This is a genomic window from Ectobacillus ponti (genome assembly GCF_024294785.1).
In the GTDB taxonomy this organism is placed as follows: domain Bacteria; phylum Bacillota; class Bacilli; order Bacillales; family Bacillaceae_G; genus Ectobacillus; species Ectobacillus ponti.
Map to the genome: position 1 here is coordinate 1 of NZ_JANCLT010000132.1, position 502 is coordinate 502.

Here is a 502-nt window from a genome sequence, read left to right on the forward strand (position 1 = left end):
CCCCGTGCCGCCGCCGCAGACGTCGCGGTAGGTCGGCTCGTGGCGGTGGCCCTGCGAGTAGCCCACCTCCGTGCGCGCCACGCCCGGGAGACGCTGGTACGTCAGCTCCACGCTCCAGAAGCACCCCGCCGCGAACTGCGCCAGCTCAAGGCCCTCGCCGGCCGCCGCGTCGGCGTCCGGCCGGAGCAGGACGTTGGAGGACTTGACGTTGCCGTGCACGAGGCTGTGCACCATGTGCAGGTGCGCCAGCCCGCGCGCCGCCGACAGCGCCGACCGCATCCGCGCGTCCCAGTCCAGCGGCGTCTTGCCGGACCCCCGGCTCCCGTGGAGCATGGCGGAGAGGCTGCCGTTGGGGAGGTAGTCGAAGACGAGGAGCTTCTCGTCCTTGGAGAAGTAGTAGGCGCGGACGGGGAGGACGTTGCGGTGCTCCACCTTGCCGAGCGCGTCCATGTGGGCGTCGAACTCGCGCCGCGCCACCGCCACGTCCTTGAGCCGCTTCACC

The 502-nt window shown here is 72.3% G+C and carries 1 protein-coding gene; it reads right to left on the reverse strand.

Annotated features, from left to right (window positions below; genetic code table 11):
- Nucleotides 1-502, reverse strand: a 502-nt coding sequence (locus NK662_RS24885) for a peptide-methionine (S)-S-oxide reductase (protein WP_254761397.1), incomplete at both ends; no start/stop codon positions are given.